The organism is Streptococcus australis, assembly GCF_003943615.1.
In the GTDB taxonomy this organism is placed as follows: domain Bacteria; phylum Bacillota; class Bacilli; order Lactobacillales; family Streptococcaceae; genus Streptococcus; species Streptococcus australis_C.
In genome coordinates this window covers 281,650-296,425 of the sequence record NZ_RJPZ01000003.1, presented here as the reverse complement: position 1 = coordinate 296,425, position 14,776 = coordinate 281,650, and the positions used below count along the sequence as shown (strand labels likewise).

Annotated in this window: 12 protein-coding genes; 10 read left to right on the top strand and 2 right to left on the bottom strand. The window is 42.6% G+C overall.

Going from position 1 to position 14,776, the window contains the following annotated elements:
• The first annotated feature begins 261 nt into the window (after positions 1–261).
• Together comA and D8785_RS05060 are read left to right on the top strand one after the other, a co-directional pair.
• On the top strand, positions 262–2,415 hold the full coding sequence (gene comA, locus D8785_RS05065) for a peptide cleavage/export ABC transporter ComA (protein WP_125374690.1): 2,154 nt from the start codon (positions 262–264) through the stop codon (positions 2,413–2,415).
• A 27-nt stretch (positions 2,416–2,442) separates the two neighbouring features.
• On the top strand, positions 2,443–3,804 hold the full coding sequence (locus D8785_RS05060; RefSeq protein ID WP_125374689.1) for a bacteriocin secretion accessory protein: 1,362 nt from the start codon (positions 2,443–2,445) through the stop codon (positions 3,802–3,804).
• A 37-nt stretch (positions 3,805–3,841) separates the two neighbouring features.
• Here the strand turns inward: D8785_RS05060 and D8785_RS05055 are convergent, their stop codons facing one another.
• Positions 3,842–4,378 carry a TetR/AcrR family transcriptional regulator gene (locus D8785_RS05055; RefSeq protein ID WP_125374688.1) on the bottom strand — a complete coding sequence of 179 codons (537 nt, stop codon included), beginning with the start codon at positions 4,376–4,378 and terminating at the stop codon, positions 3,842–3,844.
• 134 nt (positions 4,379–4,512) lie between these two features.
• Between D8785_RS05055 and D8785_RS05050 the strand changes: the two genes are divergently transcribed.
• Positions 4,513–7,308, top strand: coding sequence for a YhgE/Pip domain-containing protein (locus D8785_RS05050; protein WP_125374687.1), 2,796 nt, complete (start codon positions 4,513–4,515; stop codon positions 7,306–7,308).
• A 214-nt stretch (positions 7,309–7,522) separates the two neighbouring features.
• Here the strand turns inward: D8785_RS05050 and D8785_RS05040 are convergent, their stop codons facing one another.
• Positions 7,523–8,188 (bottom strand): DUF4947 domain-containing protein, encoded by a 666-nt coding sequence (locus D8785_RS05040; RefSeq protein WP_260469870.1) that lies wholly within the window; start codon positions 8,186–8,188, stop codon positions 7,523–7,525.
• A gap of 259 nt (positions 8,189–8,447) precedes the next feature.
• Between D8785_RS05040 and D8785_RS05035 the strand changes: the two genes are divergently transcribed.
• From D8785_RS05035 to D8785_RS05005, 7 genes are all read left to right on the top strand, one after another.
• Entirely contained in the window at positions 8,448–9,713 is a 1,266-nt protein-coding gene (locus D8785_RS05035; RefSeq protein ID WP_125374686.1) for a S41 family peptidase, read from the top strand.
• A gap of 173 nt (positions 9,714–9,886) precedes the next feature.
• Positions 9,887–10,015, top strand: a complete 129-nt coding sequence (locus D8785_RS05030; RefSeq protein ID WP_006595368.1) for a teichoic acid D-Ala incorporation-associated protein DltX — start codon at positions 9,887–9,889, stop codon at positions 10,013–10,015.
• 14 nt (positions 10,016–10,029) lie between these two features.
• Entirely contained in the window at positions 10,030–11,580 is a 1,551-nt protein-coding gene (dltA, locus tag D8785_RS05025; RefSeq protein ID WP_125374685.1) for a D-alanine--poly(phosphoribitol) ligase subunit DltA, read from the top strand.
• Positions 11,577–12,827, top strand: a complete 1,251-nt coding sequence (gene dltB, locus D8785_RS05020) for a D-alanyl-lipoteichoic acid biosynthesis protein DltB (protein WP_023024745.1) — start codon at positions 11,577–11,579, stop codon at positions 12,825–12,827. The genes dltA and dltB overlap by 4 nt, the downstream gene beginning before the upstream one ends.
• Positions 12,828–12,845: 18 nt before the next feature.
• Complete coding sequence (dltC, locus tag D8785_RS05015; RefSeq protein WP_006595371.1) at positions 12,846–13,085, top strand: D-alanine--poly(phosphoribitol) ligase subunit DltC; 240 nt, start codon at positions 12,846–12,848, stop codon at positions 13,083–13,085.
• On the top strand, positions 13,078–14,346 hold the full coding sequence (gene dltD, locus D8785_RS05010; protein ID WP_125374684.1) for a D-alanyl-lipoteichoic acid biosynthesis protein DltD: 1,269 nt from the start codon (positions 13,078–13,080) through the stop codon (positions 14,344–14,346). Before dltC ends, dltD begins: the two co-directional genes overlap by 8 nt.
• Positions 14,347–14,490: 144 nt before the next feature.
• Complete coding sequence (locus D8785_RS05005) at positions 14,491–14,727, top strand: hypothetical protein (protein ID WP_185759621.1); 237 nt, start codon at positions 14,491–14,493, stop codon at positions 14,725–14,727.
• Positions 14,728–14,776 lie beyond the last annotated feature (49 nt).

Sequence of the window (14,776 nt, the reverse complement as noted above, 5' to 3'; positions counted from 1 at the left end):
AGCCTACAACAGTGGGCTTTTTGTTTTGTCTTAAAGCGTTGATTTCTGGGTTTGCTTAGATATTTGTTCCCTATGCTTGCTTCATAGAAAGAAATGACCGCCTGTAAAAATAGGCGGTTTTTCTTTTTCAAAATAAATGATCATTCTCCTGATTTGGAGATTTTTATGACCAAATACCTAAAATAATAAACAAAATAGCGATTTTTTCTTCTCAGCTAGTCCTTTTTGTTAAGATGAAACAAACGATTGGAAAGGGTTCTTATGGGATTTAAGAAAAAACATTATCGCCAACAAGTTGACATGAGAGACTGTGGTGTTGCAGCTTTAGCCATGGTCTTTGGCTACTATGGATCATACTATTCTTTAGCTAGTCTGCGGGAGAAGGCAAAAACGACTGCAGATGGAACGACCGCCTTAGGTCTGGTCAAGGTGGCTGAGGAGTTGGGATTTGAGACACGCGCCTTCCGAGCAGATCGCACACTTTTTGACTTGGAAGGAGTGACCTATCCCTTGATTGTCCACGTGATCAAGGATGGGCGTCTCCCTCATTATTACGTAGTGTATAAGAAAGATAAAAAACATCTTTACGTAGCAGATCCAGATCCAAAAGTAAAGATGACCAAATTGACGATCGAAGAGTTTGAAAAGGAATGGACAGGGATTGTCATTGCCTTGGCCCCGACTCCGGCCTATCAACCTAGTAAGGAAAAGAAAAATGGGCTCCTAGACTTTGTCCCTCTTTTGTTTAAACAGCGACAATTGGTCCTTCATATTGTTCTTGCAACTTTATTGGTAACCCTTATCAATATTGTTGGTTCTTACTACCTACAATCAATTATTGATACCTATGTGCCTGATCAGATGAAGCAGACCTTGACTGTGATTTCACTAGGTTTGATTGTGGTTTACATCTTACAGCAAGTCCTCACCTACGCGCAAGATTACTTGCTCCTTGTTTTAGGCCAACGCTTGTCTATTGATGTCATTCTGTCCTATATTAAGCATGTTTTTCAGTTGCCCATGAGTTTCTTTGCAACTCGACGGACAGGGGAAGTGGTGTCGCGTTTTACAGATGCCAACCGCATTATTGATGCTCTGGCTAGTACGCTGCTTTCAATCTTTTTGGATCTTTCCATCGTTCTGATTTTATCAGTAGTCCTGTTTAGTCAAAATGCTCATCTCTTTTTCTTGACCATTCTCTTGCTGCCGATTTATGCGGTCATTATTTTTGCCTTTATGAAACCTTTCGAGCGCTTAAATAATGAAACCATGGAAGCCAATAGTGTCTTGTCTTCTTCTATTATCGAAGATATCAATGGGATTGAAACCATCAAGTCTTTGACCAGTGAACGCAGTCGCTATCAAAAGATTGACTCGGAATTTGTGGATTATCTGAAGAAGTCCTTTGCCATGAGCAAGGCCGAAAGTCTTCAAAAGGGGCTCAAGCACTTGGCCCAGTTGATTTTGAATGTTTTGGTCTTGTGGATGGGAGCTCATTTGGTCATGAAGCAAGAATTGAGTTTGGGTCAGCTGATTACCTACAATACTCTCCTTGTTTATTTCACAGGGCCTCTAGAGAATTTGATCAACCTCCAAACCAAACTTCAAGCCGCCCGAGTGGCCAATACCCGTCTGAATGAAGTCTATCTGATAGACTCTGAGTTCGCAGAGAAGAAGCCCCTTCAAGAGCGTGAGGCTCTCGATGGTGATCTGGTTTTTGAGGGAGTAGACTACAAGTACGGTTTTGGGGCCAATGTTCTAACAGATATTAACTTAAGGATCAAAAAAGGGAGCAAGGTGAGCTTTGTCGGTATTTCAGGCTCTGGAAAAACAACGCTAGCAAAGATGATGGTGAATTTCTACCAACCCCATAAAGGAACGATTCGTCTGGGAGGAAGGGATATCCAGCAAGTGGATAAAACCTTGCTCCGTCAGCAAATCAATTATTTGCCCCAGCAGCCCTATGTATTTAATGGCACGATCTTAGAGAACTTGTTACTAGGAGCTCGGGAAGGAACGAGTCAGGAAGATATCTTGCGCGCTGTTGAAATCGCAGGAATTCGAGAAGATATTGAACGCATGCCCCTTAATTACCAAACGGAATTAACAACGGATGGTATGGGAATTTCTGGTGGACAACGGCAGCGGATTGCTTTGGCGCGTGCCTTGTTAACGGACGCTCCGATTCTGATTCTGGATGAAGCGACCAGCAGCCTAGATATCTTGACGGAGAAGAAAATTGTGGATCGCTTGATGTCCTTAGATAAAACCATTATCTTTATCGCCCATCGGTTAACGATTGCAGAACGGTCTGAAAAAGTCTTCCTCATGGACCAAGGTTGTCTTAAGGAAGAGGGAAGCCATGAAGAACTACTGAAAAAGAATGGCTATTACAGCCATTTGGTTACTTGTTAAGAGAGGACTAGGAGAAAAAAAGAGAGTATGATGAACGAAAAATATTTTGAAAGTGCAGAATTCTATCAGAAACGTTTCCATAATTTTGCTAGTTTATGGGTAGTTCCTTGTTTTCTTTTACTACTGTTTGTTGTGGGATTCTCTGTCTTTGCCAAGAAGGAAGTGACCTTGACCAGTCGAGGGACAATTGAAGCTACGCGCGTAATTGATCAAATCCAATCAACTAGTAATTCTCCCATTCAAGTCAACCATTTGAAGGAAAATAAAGAGATTAAAAAGGGAGAAATCTTGGTAGAATACCAAGAGGACCAGGAAAAACAACAAGGAATGAGCTTAAGCCAACAGCTAGACCTCTTAAAGAAACAGGAGGAACAATTAAAATTATTGAAAACCAGCATTGAGACAGGAGAAAGCCAGTTTACAGGAAATGAGCATTTTGGTTATGACCAGCTGTTTAAGGATTACCAGCAACAGATAGCGATTCTCCAAGCTCAAGCTCATCAACAAAATGCAACCATTGCTTCTCAAAATGCCAGTGCCAGTTCAAGCCAAGCCGAAATTGGCCAAGCTATCCAAGACCAAGAGAAGCGATTAGCTGATTACCATAGTCTAAAATCAGCTCTAGTAGAGGGGAGAAATCTGGATGCGACTCATCCACTTTACTCTCTCTACCAGAGTTACGCTCAGCAACCACATGGAGAGGAAAACTCTCCAGCCCAAGCTTCCTTTATTAGTCAGCTGGACAGTCAAATCCAGCAGTTAGAGGCGAATATTTCGAATTATCGAATCCAATATGCGGGATCCGGAAGCCAACAAGCTTTTTCGACCAGTTTAGACAGTCAAATAGCCTCCCTGAAAGCTCAACAGCTGAGTAAGGTCGGACAAGATCTTCTGCTTCTTTCTCAGCAAATCGCAGATCTAGACAGTAAGGTAAAAACACAAGAAAATCTTCTTCAGAAGACTCGGATTCTAGCGAAGGATGAAGGGGTGCTGCATTTGAATGATGAAACAAAAGGAGCGAGTATTGTAGCGGAAGGCACTCCTCTGGCTCAAGTTTATCCTCTCATTCAGAAAGAAAAAGAAGTCAAGATCGTCACCTATATTCCTTCAAAAGATATAGCCACGATTCATGTGGGAGATCGGATTCGCTTTAGCACACAGGGTAGTAAACAAAAACCAATTACGCTAGAGGCTCGTATTAGCTCTATTGCTTCGAGTGCAACTCGGACAGAACAGGGGAACTTTTTCAAAATAGAGGGAGTCCTTCGTCTCAAGGATCATGAGGCTAAACTTCTGCGGTACGGTTTGGAAGGGAAGTGTGTCCTGATTACAGGAGAAAAATCTTACTTCAGCTTCTTTGTGGATCAATTCTTAGGAGCAGGGAACTAAAGAAATAGAATAGAAAAAGAGACCGAGGTCTCTTTTTCTATTCCAGCATTTTTAATAGGAAGTCTGCCATTTGTTGCGGGCTTTCTTTTTGCCCACGCGCAACCCACATTTGACAGACTCCAAAGAAGGCATTGGTGAGGTAGACAGAACTGTAGTCTCTTTCGATTTCTGTCAAAGATCGATGTCCATAACGGTCTTGTAAGCTATCGACTAGTAGAACTTGTAGCTTATGCCGTAAGAAGGATTGAATTTCTTTTGTCCCATTCTCGGTTAGAAGGACAGCAAAGAGGGGCTCCTTGGTGAGAAATTCGAAAACTTCGGTAACGGCTTGGTGTTTATCTTCTTGTTGTTTGTCAAAGATGTATTCAACTTTGTGGAAAAATTCCTGTTGGTAGCGCTCGATCATATCGTACTTATCGCGGTAGTGGGTATAGAAGCTACTTCGGCTGATACCAGCCTCTTTTGCCAACTGAACGGTTGAAATTTCATCAAAGGACTCTCTATGAAGCAGGTCAACCATGGCTTCCTGGATGATCCGTTTTGTTTTTATTCGCTTGTTGCTTTCGGTAACCATTCTAGTCCCTTTCTTTTATATACAAAATTATACACAGTGTCCAAAAACTAGTTATTTAACTTGCAGTTTTTCAAAAGAACTGTATAATCAATTATATCAAAAAAATAGACAATGTGTATAAAAAGGAGACAAAAATGTTTAAGGAATGGAAAGCGATTTTTAGGAAACCGACCGTTATCGTTGTGATGATAGGGGTTGCTTTGATACCAGCTCTCTATAATGTGATCTTTCTATCTTCTATGTGGGATCCTTATGGCAAGGTTTCGAACTTGCCGGTAGCAGTTGTCAATCAAGATCAGCCAGCTCGTTATCAAGAACAAGAATTGACAATTGGAAAAGACATGGTGTCCAATTTTGAGAAGAGTGATGCACTGGATTTTCATATTGTAGATGAAACAGCAGCTAAAGAAGGACTGAAAAAGGGTGATTATTATATGGTGGTAACCTTGCCCCAAGATCTATCCGCTAAAGCGGCTTCTATCTTAACCAATCATCCAGAACAAATGACTATTGCCTACCAAACATCTAGTGGCCATAGCTTTATTGCTGGTAAGATGAGTGATTCAGCCATGATAAAAATTCAGCAAACCGTTGCTAGTAATGTTACCAAAACCTATACAAACGCTCTTTTTGAGAAGATGGGGAGTTTGAAGACAGGGATGGGAACAGCAGCTGAAGGAAGTCAAAAGCTGGCAACCGGTGCTGGTCAGTTAAAAGAGGGTGGGCAAACCCTGACAGACCATTTGACAACCTTGTCCAATTCGAGTCTGTCTTTCTCAAATGGGGCACAGACTCTTAGCACAGGACTCTTGGCCTACACCAATGGAGTTGGCCAATTAGGGACAGGTCTTCACCAAATGAAGGAGAAAGTTCCGACCCTCGTATCGGGAGTTGGGCAACTTCATAATGGTTTTACCACCTTTAATAGTGGACTGACGACCTATACGTCTGGTGTTGGACAACTTGGAGATGGTTTGAACCAAATGGCTAGTCAAACGCCTCAGTTAGCCTCTGGAATTGGCCAATTGCATACAGGAATGAACACTCTCACAACAGGACTGGATACCTACACAAAAGGAGTCAGTCAGTTGAATCTTGGTGCTAGCAATTTGACGAGTGGTCTAACCAGCTATAGCACAGGGCTTGCTACTCTCAGTGGTGGAGCTAGTCAATTAAGCGGTCAATCGGAAGCATTGAGAAATGGAGTATCCCAGTTAGAAACAGGAATTCAAACCTTATCTACACAACTTTCTCCGTCACCAAATCAACAAGAGCAGCTTGCCCAATTAACAGCAGGCCTCACCCAATTAAATGAAGCTATTCAGAACACGAGCGGAGATACTAGTCAGCTCAGCACAGCATTGGCAACCATTGCCACCTCTGCTCAAGGGATTTCAGCCGCAGCACAGGCTGACCGCAATTCAGTACTAGCCAATCTTCAAGCTACTGCTGCCTATCAATCGATGACAGCCGAACAACAGGCAGAACTGACGTCTGCTGTCTCTGCTACTTCAAGTACGACGGAGACTGCTGCTCAAGCGATTATAACTACTGTTCAAGGCTTGCAAGAAGGCTTAACGACCGAGAGTCCTTTGGCCACAGTAAAAGAAAGTGCTAATCAGATCTTGCCAACAGCTTCGTCTACCTTGAATACTCTTTCAACTAGCTTGAGCTCCGTGCAGACAGCAGTGACAGAGCAACTTCTACCAGCTAGCCAAACTCTCAACCAAGGAGTGCAACTCTATACGACAGGGGTGGATCAGTTAGCTGGCGGAGCTAGTCAGCTTAATGATAATAGCAGCACCTTGATAGCAGGCGCTACTCAATTGAGTGCGGGGACCAGTCAACTGGAGCAGAAATCTGCGGATTTGGTATCTGGAAGCAGTCAACTAGCAACAGGATTGGGAGAACTAAATGGAAAGATGCCAACTCTGATTATGGGAATGGACCAATTAGTTTCAGGGGCCAACCAATTGACTAGTAAGTCTAGCGAATTAACAACAGGTGCTGGACAACTGGCCAGTGGGATTGGTCAATTAAATACTCAAACACCAGTCTTGGCTAGTGGTGTTGATCAACTCGTATCAGGTGTTGATCAGTTATCGGATAAATCAGGTCAGTTACTATCAGGTTCTCATCAATTGGCGGATGGTGCAATTAAAATAGCTGATGGCTCTGGTCAATTAGCGACAGGAGGCCAGGTTCTTGTCGGGGGCTTGGGGGATCTCCAAACAGGTAGTCAGAATCTCAGTCAAGGCTTGAGTTCGGCTAAGGACCAATTAAATAGCGCTAGCACTGAAAAAGAAAATGCAAGCGTATTGTCAGATCCAATTACCCTTTCAAAGACAGACCATGATAATGTTTCAGTGAATGGAGTGGGAATGGCGCCTTATATGATATCAGTTGCCCTTTTCGTCGCTGCTCTTTCTACCAATATGATTTTTGCCAAATTGCCATCTGGGCGTCATCCAGAAAGTCGTTGGGCTTGGCTGAAATCGAGATTGGAAGTGAACGGGATAATTGCTGTCTTGGCTGGTGTCTTGGTCTACGGAGCTGTTCATCTGCTAGGAATGGCAGCAAACCATGAAGCTTTGACTCTTTTCCTCTGTGTGCTAGGAAGTGTGACCTTCATGTCCATGGTGACTGCTTTAACGACATGGAACAACAAGGTAGGAGCTTTTATCTCTTTGATTCTCTTGCTCCTTCAACTGGCTTCTAGTGCAGGAACTTATCCGCTTGCCCTTACCAATCGTTTCTTCCAAACCATTCATCCACTGTTGCCGATGAGCTATACCGTATCGGGACTAAGGGAAACCATTTCCTTGTCTGGTCAGATAGGCGGGCAAGTCACCTTCCTTACTCTGGTTTTGGTGTTGTGTATTGGTTTAGGAATGCTGGCCTATCAACCTCAAAAGATGGAAGAAGACTAAACTTCCTCTATCCATAGTTTCATGTGAAACAAAGAGAGTGGGACAGAAATCGGTCATTCGTTAGAATTCGACTTCGTCGTCCCACCTCCGCACAGTTGAGTAGGGCTGTAAAAGCTGATGAAATCAGCGTAGTAGAGCCCACTCAACCACTGCGTCTTGCTCGACAATCCAAAGACAATTGAGAGGCTAGGACTTTTGTCCCAGCCCCTTTTTCTTAGTTAAAATAAAGCACTTCTGGATTTGGAGTGATGTAGATAAGGTTATCTTCTTTGAAGACCAGCTGCACTTGGCCCTGTTTGTAAGTATAAACCGTGTAAGTTTGACCGAATCGAGTGGCTTGAGCGATATCGATCGCACCAGCCCAAAAAGCACGAAGCTGTTCTTCTGTTAAGTGTCCCTCTTGATAGAGTTTCACCAGATTTTCCCGTTCCTTTTCTGAAAAAGTTTCGATCAAATACTCTGGGTCGCTCAGGTTATTTTCGGGTTCCCCAAGTATTTTTTTAACAATGTTTTTAGTATAGCCTTCGTAATCCGGTGTAGCGGCTTCTAAGGCGTCACCATCTTTTTTATAGTAAACGACAGAATCGCCAGTTGCATAGATCTTGTCCGTCGGAGCTTCGCTAGCATTGGCAGGGAGATCCTCTATTTTTTTGCTAGAGCTGGTTTCTGTCTTAGACTCTTTCTTTTCTTTGTTCGAAGAGCTAGCTTTAGATGATTTTTTAGACGATGAGGCTTCTTTTTCACTTTTCTCTTGTTTTTTAGAGGAGGGACGAGTGCTTGTTTCTTCCGGTTTGAAATATGATTGAAAATCAGACATACAGGCTGTCAAGAAGAAAAGACTCAAAAAGAGAGTTGCAAGGAGAGTGATTTTTTTAGACATAATGTAAATCCCTTTCTAATCATAGAACGTTATTTCTTCTATTGTACATTATAAAAGCTTGGAAAGCACGAAAAAATAGAAGAGAAGCTGTATGAAATAGAAAATCATTTCATACAGCTTCTCTCCTGTGAGGGACAGCTCGTTGTGATCTTATTTGAAGTGAGGAGGCTAGGACTTTTGTCCCAGCCTCTTTTTAGGGGTTTAAGAACTTTTTAAGGAAAAGTGGTATACTGTTTCTAAAAAAATTAAGGAGTCTTGCATGAGAAAGAGAGCTATTTTTGAAGATATCGTCTCCATTATGACTCACGATTCATCTACTATCAAAGATCGAAAAGGATGTGATCCAGAGCCTTTTCGGGAAAAAATAACAGATGATATGGCGGATGATGCCTTTCTTTATCAAGTCAGGTCCTACCTAGCCAGTTTTGGTATTATTGGGCACATCTCCTTTCAGAATAAAAAAGCTGGTCAGAAAGGCTTTCTCTTACGTGTAATGGACCATCAACTTTATGTTGAAAAGGCGCATGCAGACACTGGTCTCCAGGCAGGGGATCAGATCCTAGGTCTGGATGGAAGTGACTTGGAGCAGGTGGCGTCTCTTCATAAGGACTATTTTATAAGTAAGACCCCCGAAAGACACTACCGAGAATGGGCGGATTTGGTCTCTCAGTCCAAAAGAGTCACCCTGATTCGAGAAGGGGTAGAAAAGACCATTGAAGTAGCGCCCAGTCGAGAGCCGATCCAAGATCAGATTTTTTGGAAACGGTTAGACGATGAGATTCTTTATCTTTGTCTGGATAACTTTATGGATGAAGAAGCTATTAGTCGCTTATACCAAGAGTGTTTACCGATGATGACGGAAGTCAAGTTCCTTCTCATTGATGTCCGACAGAACGGTGGAGGGACAGATTCTTTATATTTCCCTCTATTACATCTAGGCTTAGAGAAGGGTCAGGGCTATGATTCGCTTGACTGGGATGATGATGGCATGGAAATTCTCTACACGGAACGCAATGTCGACTTACGCTTGAAGGATTTTGAGGACTGGATGCAACAGGAAGAGATTAGTTCCGAAACAATTAAACTCCTTGAAGAGATGAAAGAGGATCTACTCCGCTATCGGGGCAAAGGCTATGTGCTGTATCAGCAAGAAAACGAGGAATTCTTCCCAGAGGTTAGAGGCGGCCAATATCCCGAACAGATCTTTATCTTATCAGATATCTATTGTGCTTCATCTGGGGACAATTTTGTCCAGATGATGAAGCAGTTTAAGAAGGTAACGGTGGTAGGTAGACCAACTCTCGGAATTTTAGACTATTCCAATTGTTGTACCGTTGATTATGGTGATTATCGATTGATGTTTCCTACTTCTCGCTGTCTAAGCGTAGATCAAGGTAGAGGAATGACGGATAAAGGTGTTGAACCGGATATAGAAATTCCCTGGACTCCAGCTCATTTTGAAAGAGACGTAGAAGTAGACAAGTGTTCTGAATTGATTCGTCAGAGTCGCGGAACGGCAAAATAAGGCTTAGATTAGATGATGGTTGACTTAAATCAGAAAAGCAATCAATCTAAGGGCAGATCTCAATTGTCTCTTATGGTAACGTTTTCTAGTATTTTTTCCTTGTGTTTGGATTGCTATGACTGAACAAAAAATGGTAAAATAGTCAGTGATAATCAAAATGAAGAGTGAAAAAGATGAAACATAAAACACTTTATAAATTTATAGGGCAAACAATCTTGTATTTCGCTATTTTCTTAGCCCTACTCTATTTCTTTAGTTACCTTGGTCAAGGTCAAGGTGGCTTTATTTACAATGAATTCTAAAGGAGATCCCTACCGTGTCAAACCAACCAATTACTGATATGATTGAGGCGATTGAACGTTACGCCCAACTACAACCAGACTATCCTGTCTACAATGTCCTTGGAGAAGAGCATACCTATGGCCAATTGAAGGCTGATTCAGATAGCTTAGCAGCCCACATTGACCAAATGGGACTTCCTGAAAAGTCACCTGTTGTGGTCTTTGGTGGACAAGAATATGAAATGTTGGCAACCTTTGTGGCCCTGACCAAGTCTGGCCACGCCTATATCCCAATTGACAGCCACTCTGCCTTGGAGCGCGTGTCTGCTATTGTTGAAGTGGCTGAGCCAAGCTTAATTATCGCCATCAATGAGTTTCCAATTGAAAACCCAGCTGCTCCAGTCATGTCCTTGGAGCAAGTGCGTGAAGCTTATGCGGCTCAGAATATGTATGACTTGCAACATCCGGTCAAGGGGGATGATAACTACTACATTATCTTTACCTCGGGGACAACTGGAAAACCAAAAGGGGTGCAAATTTCACACGACAACTTGCTCAGCTTCACCAACTGGATGATTACAGACAAGGAATTTGCGACGCCAGAGCGTCCGCAAATGTTGGCCCAACCACCCTATTCCTTTGATTTGTCTGTCATGTACTGGGCACCGACCTTAGCTCTTGGAGGGACCCTTTTTGCCCTTCCATCAGCCATTACTCAAGACTTTAAACAACTCTTTGCGACCATCTTTTCTCTTCCGATTGCTATCTGGACTTCAACGCCATCTTTTGCAGATATGGCCATGTTGTCTGAAGATTTCAATGCTGAAAAGATGCCAGGCATTACCCATTTCTACTTTGATGGGGAAGAGTTAACGGTTAAAACGGCTCAAAAACTGCGCGAGCGTTTCCCAAATGCTCGGATTATCAATGCTTATGGACCAACAGAAGCGACGGTAGCTTTGTCGGCAGTTGCTATCACAGATGAGATGCTAGCGACTCTTAAACGCTTGCCAATTGGTTATACTAAAGAAGATTCTCCAACCTTCATCATTGATGAGGAAGGAAACAAATTACCAAATGGAGAGCAAGGAGAGATTATCGTGTCTGGACCGGCTGTTTCAAAAGGTTATATGAATAATCCAGAGAAAACAGCAGAAGCCTTCTTTGAATTTGAAGGACTTCCAGCCTACCATACGGGAGATGTTGGTACCATGACAGATGAAGGTCTTCTTCTCTATGGTGGTCGAATGGACTTCCAGATCAAGTTTAACGGCTATCGTATTGAGCTAGAAGATGTTTCTCAAAACTTGAACAAATCTCAGTACATCGACTCGGCTGTTGCAGTGCCACGCTACAACAAAGATCATAAGGTTCAAAATCTCTTGGCCTATGTCATCTTAAAAGATGGCGTCAAAGAGCAATTTGAACGCGAGATTGATATTACGAAAGCCATCAAGGAAGATTTGGAACACATCATGATGTCTTATATGATGCCTTCAAAATTCCTTTACCGTGATAGTTTACCGCTAACTCCAAACGGGAAAATCGACATCAAAGGGTTGATTAGTGAGGTTAACAACCGATGATCGAGTTTTTGAAACAGCTCCCTCATTTAGAACCCTATGGGACCCCGGTCTACTTTATTTATCTGATTGGGGCCTTATTGCCCATCTTTGTTGGCCTCTTCTTTAAAAAGCGATTCCCAGTCTATGAAGCCTTGGTCAGTCTCGCCTTTATTGTTCTAATGCTGACAGGGACGGATTTGAAACAAATCTATGCGGTTCTTTTCTACCTCTTTTGGCAAATCCTTTGGGTCTACTCCTATAAATTCTATCGAAGCCAGCGTGACAACAAGTGGGTCTTTTACCTCCACTCTTTCTTGGTCGTTTTGCCCTTGGTTTTTGTGAAGGTGCAACCAGCCATTGATGGCACCCAGTCTTGGATGGGCTTCCTTGGGATCTCTTATCTGACCTTCCGAGCAGTGGGCATGATTATCGAGATGCGAGACGGAACCCTCAAAGACTTTAGTCTCTGGGAATTCTTGCGTTTCTTGCTCTTTATGCCGACTTTTTCAAGTGGGCCGATCGACCGCTTCAAACGCTTCAATGAAGATTATCTGACGATTCCGGATCGAGATGAGCTTCTAGATATGTTGGAGCAGAGCGTCAAGTATATCATGCTTGGCTTCCTCTATAAGTTTATTCTAGCTCATATCTTTGGTCATCTCTTACTAGGACACGTCAAGACCTATGCCCTTCTTCAAGGGGGAATCTTTAACCTGGGCACCTTAGGGGTCATGTATGTCTTTGGTTTGGATCTCTTCTTTGACTTTGCAGGCTATTCTATGTTTGCCCTTGCGGCATCTAATTTGATGGGAATTAAGAGCCCAATCAACTTTAATCTCCCTTTTAAGTCACGTGACTTAAAGGAATTTTGGAATCGTTGGCACATGAGTTTGTCCTTCTGGTTCCGTGACTTTGTCTTTATGCGTCTAGTCATGGTTTTGATGCGCAACAAGGTCTTTCAGAGTCGGATTACAACGTCAAACGTTGCCTATATCATTAACATGTTGGTCATGGGCTTCTGGCATGGGGTGACCTGGTATTATGTAGCTTATGGTCTCTTCCACGGTCTGGGTCTTGTAATCAACGACGCTTGGTTGCGGAAGAAAAAGACCATCAATAAAGAACGCAAAGCAAAAGGACTGGAGCCCCTACCAGACAATCGCTGGACCCAGGCTCTTGGTATCTTTATTACTTTCAATACCGTTATGCTGTCCTTCCTGATTTTCTCAGGTTTCTTGGATCAGCAATGGTTTCCAAAAATGAAATAAGAAAAGGAAAAATGAAAAATGGATGTAAAATCACAAGTAATTGAAATTATTGACGAATTGTTTATGGAAGATGTCTCAGATATGATGGATGAGGATCTCTTTGATGCGGGTGTTCTTGATAGCATGGGAACCGTTGAATTGATTGTTGAATTGGAAAACCGCTTCGATATTCGGGTTCCAGTATCTGAATTTGGTCGTGATGACTGGAACACAGCCAACAAAATCGTAGAAGGTGTCATGGAGCTTCAGAATGCTTAAACGATTGTGGCTGATTCTGGGTCCTGTCTTTTGCGCCATGGCTCTGGTCGCTACTCTTCTCTTTTTCTATCCGATTAACCATAAACATAATCTGACAGAGGAGAAAAAGGCTGCAGTGAGCTTGACAGCAGAAGGCTTTAAAAGTCGTGCCCGTAAAGAAGAAGCGCTCGGGGATCCCAACTATCGTTTTGTACCTTTCTTTGGTTCTAGCGAATGGTTGCGGTTTGATATCGTCCACCCAGCAGTACTAGCTGAGAAGTATGATCGTTCTTATCGTCCCTATTTTCTAGGGCAACGAGGAGCAGCGTCCTTGAACCAATATTTTGGGATGCAACAAATCCTTCCTCAACTAGAAGGGAAAACAGCAGTCTATGTGGTATCGCCCCAGTGGTTCACTAAGGATGGTTATGATTCATCAGCCTTTCAGCAATACTTTAATAGCGATCAATTAACTAGCTTTTTGGCCAACCATGAAGCTGGACCAGCAAGCCAGTATGCGGCGTCTCGTCTTTTGCAACAATACCCTAATGTTGCTATGCAGGGAGGAGTTCAGAAGCTGGCCAAAGGTCGAAATCTATCTAGTTTTGAAAAAGGTCTCAATCAGACCCTTATGCGCTTTGTTCGTCGGGAGGATGCCTTCTTTAGCACCTTTACGGCAATGAACAATAGCAACTATGAGAAAAAAGTACTCTCTCGCTTAGATGCTTTACCGGATACATTTTCTTACGAAGCCTTGGAAGAGGTAGCGACGGCGGAAGCCAAAAAGAAAACTAATAATAATAATCTAGGCATTAGTAATAACTTTTACACCCATCGCCTTGCTAGTAAGTTAAAGAAACTCAAAGGATTCCAAAAGAATGAATCCTATGAGCAATCTCCAGAATACAATGATTTACAACTCGTCTTGGATCAGTTTGCTCAATCGAAAACCAATGTGATCTTTGTCATCCCTCCAGTTAACTCTAAATGGATGGCCTATACAGGTTTGAGTAAAGAAATGTATCAACGGACAGTTGAAAAAATCCGTTACCAATTAGAAAGTCAAGGCTTTACCCATATTGCTGATTTTTCTAAAGATGGTGATAAACCCTACTTTATGCAAGATACCATTCATATGGGCTGGAATGGATGGTTGGCATTTGATAAAGCAGTTGATCCTTTTGTCTCCAACCCTCAACCTGCCCCTGAATACAAGATTAACAATCGTTTCTTAAGTCAAGACTGGGCTAACTATAAAGGTCAGCCGGATCAATTTAAGTAAGATGCGAAGAGGTTGAGAATACCCAGTCTCAACCTTTTTTCCTATGGTTTTGAATGAACTTATCCCCATATTCACAGACTTATCCACAAACTTGTGGATAAGTCTGTCTAATACAAAGAGAGGAACTGGTACAAGATGAAAACAATGAAGAAAATAGCTTTTTATGCGATTCTTCAAGGAATAGTGATCTTTCTCATTACGGGCCTCATCACCCAATTCGTCCGAGGAGATTTCTTTTTCCGTAGCTTGGCTCCAATATTTGGGGTCTTGGCAGCCGTCATGCGTTTTGGAACAGCTAGCCTGATGAAAATGTTGGCCCCAACGCTATACGATGAAGAGGCAAAACAAGAGAAAGCTCCTACCGGGAAAAAAGCTGAATAAAAGAACTGTTTTTTCTGGAAAAATCTCTGGAAAAGCACTTATCTGACAG

Excerpts from the sequence above, each read along its gene's own strand:
- comA (WP_125374690.1), top strand. The coding sequence starts at position 262 with ATGGGATTTAAGAAAAAACATTATCGCCAACAAGTTGACATGAGAGAC.
- D8785_RS05060 (WP_125374689.1), top strand. The coding sequence starts at position 2,443 with ATGATGAACGAAAAATATTTTGAAAGTGCAGAATTCTATCAGAAACGT.
- D8785_RS05055 (WP_125374688.1), bottom strand. The coding sequence starts at position 4,378 with ATGGTTACCGAAAGCAACAAGCGAATAAAAACAAAACGGATCATCCAG.
- D8785_RS05050 (WP_125374687.1), top strand. The coding sequence starts at position 4,513 with ATGTTTAAGGAATGGAAAGCGATTTTTAGGAAACCGACCGTTATCGTT.
- D8785_RS05040 (WP_260469870.1), bottom strand. The coding sequence starts at position 8,188 with ATGTCTAAAAAAATCACTCTCCTTGCAACTCTCTTTTTGAGTCTTTTC.
- D8785_RS05035 (WP_125374686.1), top strand. The coding sequence starts at position 8,448 with ATGAGAAAGAGAGCTATTTTTGAAGATATCGTCTCCATTATGACTCAC.
- D8785_RS05030 (WP_006595368.1), top strand. The coding sequence starts at position 9,887 with ATGAAACATAAAACACTTTATAAATTTATAGGGCAAACAATCTTGTAT.
- dltB (WP_023024745.1), top strand. The coding sequence starts at position 11,577 with ATGATCGAGTTTTTGAAACAGCTCCCTCATTTAGAACCCTATGGGACC.
- dltC (WP_006595371.1), top strand. The coding sequence starts at position 12,846 with ATGGATGTAAAATCACAAGTAATTGAAATTATTGACGAATTGTTTATG.
- dltD (WP_125374684.1), top strand. The coding sequence starts at position 13,078 with ATGCTTAAACGATTGTGGCTGATTCTGGGTCCTGTCTTTTGCGCCATG.
- D8785_RS05005 (WP_185759621.1), top strand. The coding sequence starts at position 14,491 with ATGAAGAAAATAGCTTTTTATGCGATTCTTCAAGGAATAGTGATCTTT.